Source organism: Romboutsia sp. 13368 (genome assembly GCF_018336475.1).
Classification (GTDB): Bacteria; Bacillota; Clostridia; order Peptostreptococcales; family Peptostreptococcaceae; genus Romboutsia.
This window is the reverse complement of sequence record NZ_CP048741.1, coordinates 1,367,101-1,369,448: the sequence shown is the minus strand read 5'-3', so window position 1 is coordinate 1,369,448 and position 2,348 is coordinate 1,367,101. Positions and strand designations below refer to the sequence as shown.

Sequence of the window (2,348 nt, the reverse complement as noted above, 5' to 3'; positions counted from 1 at the left end):
AATTTTTAAGATTTTGTATTTAAATATAAATAAATTCAAGAATATAAAAGGAGAATACTTAAATGACTATGACTGTATATGATGAATTAGTTGCTAGAGGATTAGTTGCTCAAGTAACTGATGAAGATGAGTTAAAAGAACTTATAAATGCAGGTAAAGCAAAGTTTTACATAGGATTTGATGCTACTGCAGATAGTTTACACGTTGGTCACTTCATGACTTTATGCTTAATGAAGAGATTACAAATGGCAGGAAATAAGCCAATAGCACTTGTTGGTGGTGGAACAACTATGATAGGTGACCCATCAGGAAGAACTGATATGAGACAAATGATGACTCCAGAGCAAATAAACTACAACTGTGAATGTTTCAAAAAGCAAATGAGTAAATTCATAGACTTTGGAGAAGATAAAGCTTTATTAGTTAACAATGCTGATTGGTTATTAGATTTAAACTATGTTGAGTTATTAAGAGAAGTTGGAGCTCAATTTAGTGTTAACAGAATGCTTACTGCTGAATGTTACAAAAACAGAATGGAAAGAGGACTTAGCTTCTTAGAGTTCAACTACATGATAATGCAAGCTTATGACTTCTATCACTTATATGAAAAGTACGGATGTCAAATGCAATTAGGTGGAAATGACCAATGGAGTAACATGCTTGCTGGTACTGACTTAATAAGACGTAAATTAGGTGAAAATGCATATGCAATGACTATAACTTTACTTCTTAACTCAGAAGGAAATAAAATGGGTAAAACTGCAAATGGTGCAGTATGGTTAGACCCTAACAAAACATCTCCATTTGAATTCTATCAATACTGGAGAAACGTTGCAGATGCAGACGTATTTAAATGTATGCGTATGTTAACATTCTTATCACTTGAAGAAATAGAAGAAATAGAAAAGTGGGAAGGAAATAGAATAAACGAAGCTAAAGAAGTATTAGCATTTGAATTAACTAAGCTTGTTCATAGTGAAGAAGAAGCTATAAAAGCACAAGAAAGTTCAAGAGCTTTATTCTCAGGAGCAGCTCATGCTGATATGCCTACAACTGAAATAGAAGAAGCAGATTTAACTGATGGATCTATAGATTTAATATCTTTATTAGTTAAAGCAGAGCTTGCTCCAACTAGATCTGAAGCTAGAAGAAACATAGAACAAGGTGGAGTAACTGTAGATGGTGAAAARGTAACTGATGTAAAAGCTACATTCACTAAAGACGCTTTAGCTGGTGAAGGTATGGTTATAAAGCGTGGAAAGAAGAAATTCAAGAGAGTGATTTTAAAATAATATTTATTTAAAATAAGGATATACAAGTGCTAGGAGTTTATTTTTCATAATAAACTTAAGCATAGGTATATCCTTTATTATGTTATAATTTAAAATGAAAATAGGAAAACTAAATCTTAGACAATAACTAATTGTTAAAAGGAGTAAATGGGAATGAAACATTGTTTAAAAGATATAGATAGTATGATATTTGATTTAGATGGAACACTGTGGGATGCAACAGAGGAAATTGCAAAATCATGGAGCTCAATTTTACCAAAGTATAATACTGGTAAAAATGAAATAACTAAAGACGAACTAAAAGGATACATGGGACTTCCATTAGATGAAATTATAGAGCAAATGTTTAAAGACATGGATAAAAAAGAAGCAAAAGCTCTTGTTAAAGAATGTTGTGAATTTCAAAATGAGTATTTAAAAAATAATGGTGCAACTTTATACGACAAAATAGAAGATACATTAAAAGAGTTATGTAAAAGATATAAACTATTTATAGTTAGTAACTGCGAAGATGGATACATAGAATCTTTTCTAGAGTTTTATAACTTTGATAAGTACTTTGATGACTTTGAATGTCCGGGAAGAAGTAATTTACTAAAAGCAGAAAATATAGGTCTTGTAATAAAAAGAAATAATTTAAAAAATCCTATATATGTTGGTGATACTCATATGGACTCTGAAGCTGCTAAAAAGGCTGGTATACCATTTGTGTTTGCCAATTATGGATTTGGAAATACAAAACAATATGAATGTAAAATTGAAAAATTTGAAGATTTATTAAATTTATAATAGTTCTAATAAAAAAGATGGTTAATAACCATCTTTTTTATAACCAACTTTTTATTAAAAACTCTGCAATATTTTCATAAGGAACTTTTTCTGATTTTAATAATCCTTGAACTACAAGTCCATCAACTATAGAAACTAATAAAAATGAAAGAGCTTCAGCATCTTTATCATCTTTTATAGTTTTAGAAATTTCTTTCTTTAGAGTATTTCTCCACTCTAAATACTTAACCTTAATTGATTCTCTTAAAGTATCATTTTCAGTTATAG

At 29.6% G+C, this 2,348-nt stretch carries 2 protein-coding genes and 1 pseudogene (1 of these 3 running past the window's edge); 2 read left to right on the top strand and 1 reads right to left on the bottom strand.

The genetic code is table 11. The features are described from left to right. The first annotated feature begins 68 nt into the window (after positions 1–68). The gene (tyrS, locus tag G3997_RS05555) at positions 69–1,292 is read left to right on the top strand and encodes a tyrosine--tRNA ligase (RefSeq protein WP_296649427.1); all 1,224 of its coding nucleotides are present in this window, start codon (positions 69–71) and stop codon (positions 1,290–1,292) included. A 153-nt stretch (positions 1,293–1,445) separates the two neighbouring features. Further along, positions 1,446–2,081 (top strand): HAD family hydrolase, encoded by a 636-nt coding sequence (locus G3997_RS05550; protein WP_296644156.1) that lies wholly within the window; start codon positions 1,446–1,448, stop codon positions 2,079–2,081. A 37-nt stretch (positions 2,082–2,118) separates the two neighbouring features. On the opposite strand, the pseudogene G3997_RS11415 reads toward G3997_RS05550, so the two are convergent. Next, positions 2,119–2,348, bottom strand: a pseudogene (locus G3997_RS11415) (TetR family transcriptional regulator C-terminal domain-containing protein); it runs 19 nt beyond the window's last position.

Excerpts from the sequence above, each read along its gene's own strand:
- G3997_RS05550 (WP_296644156.1), top strand. The coding sequence starts at position 1,446 with ATGAAACATTGTTTAAAAGATATAGATAGTATGATATTTGATTTAGAT.